The 1,748-nt window shown below is 74.3% G+C and carries 3 protein-coding genes; 2 read left to right on the plus strand and 1 reads right to left on the minus strand.

Annotation, left to right across the window (positions count from 1 at the left end; genetic code table 11):
• Window positions 1-76 precede the first annotated feature (76 nt).
• The gene (locus tag BJP40_RS15590) at window positions 77-700 is read left to right on the plus strand and encodes an HAD family hydrolase (RefSeq protein WP_071280887.1); all 624 of its coding nucleotides are present in this window, start codon (window positions 77-79) and stop codon (window positions 698-700) included.
• Here BJP40_RS15590 and BJP40_RS15595 read toward each other — a convergent pair.
• Window positions 670-927, minus strand: a complete 258-nt coding sequence (locus BJP40_RS15595) for a hypothetical protein (protein WP_071280888.1) — start codon at window positions 925-927, stop codon at window positions 670-672. The two genes, BJP40_RS15590 and BJP40_RS15595, sit on opposite strands and share 31 nt — an antisense overlap.
• A gap of 205 nt (window positions 928-1,132) precedes the next feature.
• Here BJP40_RS15595 and BJP40_RS36095 point away from each other — a divergent pair, with 205 nt between their 5' ends.
• A complete protein-coding gene (locus BJP40_RS36095) occupies window positions 1,133-1,516 on the plus strand; it encodes a cold-shock protein (protein ID WP_071269953.1) in 384 nt (127 codons plus the stop codon).
• Window positions 1,517-1,748 lie beyond the last annotated feature (232 nt).

Raw genomic sequence — 1,748 nt, forward strand, 5'->3', positions numbered from 1 at the left:
CGGGACTCGGCCAGTCACGGGCACGCGGCCCCCGGAGGGGGCCGGCCGGCCCTTGCCCCCTCGGCAGAATGGCCCCATGACACTCACCGTGGGTTTCGACCTCGACATGACCCTGATCGACTCACGCCCCGGTATCCGGGCCACCTATGTGGAGCTGTCGGCGCGCACCGGTGTGCGGATCGACGCGGATCTGGCGGTGTCCCGACTCGGCCCGCCGCTCGAACACGAACTCGCCCACTGGTTCCCGGAGGAGCGGATCGCGGACATGGCGGCCGCCTACCGTGAGATCTACCCCACACACGCCATCCACCCGTCGCCCGCGCTGCCGGGCGCCGAGGACGCAATTCAAGCCGTTCGCGCCACGGGCGGCCGCTCGATGGTCGTCACCGCGAAGAACGCACCGCACGCCACGCTGCACCTCACGCACGTGGGCCTGAAGCCGGACACGGTGGTCGGCAGCCTGTGGGCCGAGGCGAAGGCGGAGGCCCTGCGGGCACAGGGCGCCCGGGTGTACGTGGGCGACCACCTGGGCGACATACGGGGCGCCCGGGCCGCGGGCGCCCTCGCGGTGTCGGTGGCGACCGGACCGTACGGCGAGGACGACCTGCGGGCGGCCGGCGCCGACGTCGTCCTGCCTGACCTGACGGCCTTCCCCGCCTGGTGGGCGGCCTACGCCGAGGGCGCCGACGCCTTGGCCTGACGGCGCTGCGCGGCGATCGACCGCAGCACGCCCGCCCCGGCGATCCCGAAACCGACACCCATGAGCATGCACACGCCGTAGGCGATCGGCGGGAAGGGCTCGGTCCCCAGGAAGAGCGGGGCCACGGTGACCAGAGTGGCGACCGCGCCGATGACGAAGACGACGGCGCCGACGCGGATCAGGCCGTCGCCGGGCGCGGCGGCACCCTCGGTGGTTTCACTACGCATTCGGCCAGGGTAGTTCCCAGGCCGGAGGAACAAACCGGCGGCGTCTTGTCAGCCGGGCCGCGACCATTAGCCTTGATGCGCCAGGGGGTCCCCCCTGCTCGATCGCGGTGGAGAGCTCGGGGCGGCCCCGGGCGACCCGCCGCGGTGCAGTGAAGAGCCGTTTTCCGATGGCGTAACCCGACGAGTACGAAGACGAGGACAGGACGTGCCTACCGGCAAGGTCAAGTGGTTCAACAGCGAGAAGGGCTTCGGCTTCCTCTCCCGCGACGACGGCGGTGACGTCTTCGTGCACTCGTCGGTGCTCCCCGCCGGAGTGGACGCCCTGAAGCCGGGGCAGCGCGTGGAGTTCGGCGTGGTGGCGGGCCAGCGGGGCGACCAGGCCCTGTCGCTGACCGTCCTGGACCCCACGCCGTCGGTGGCGGCGGCGCAGCGGCGCAAGCCGGACGAGCTGGCGTCGATCGTGCAGGACCTGACGACGCTGCTGGAGAACATCACCCCGATGCTGGAGCGGGGGCGCTACCCCGACAAGGTGCACGGCGCGAAGATCGCGGGCCTGCTGCGGGCCGTCGCGGACCAGCTCGACGTCTGACCCCGCGGGCGTCCGCCCGCACCGCACCGGCCCCCCGCGGCCGCGCCCCGCACGGGCCGGCCGCGGGGGGCCGCGGTGCGTGCGCCCGTACCGCCCGCCCTGCCGAGGCCGTGCGCGCGGGCGCCGGCGGGAGCCGCACGCGGACGGGCCCGGGCGAGGCCGGCTGGTCCGGTCGGGGCCGGTCATGCCCGGTGGCGGGGCGGGTCAGGGCAGTCGGAGTGCGTGCGGGGGG

It is taken from the genome of Streptomyces sp. CC53, from assembly GCF_001865245.1.
In the GTDB taxonomy this organism is placed as follows: Bacteria; Actinomycetota; Actinomycetes; order Streptomycetales; family Streptomycetaceae; genus Streptomyces.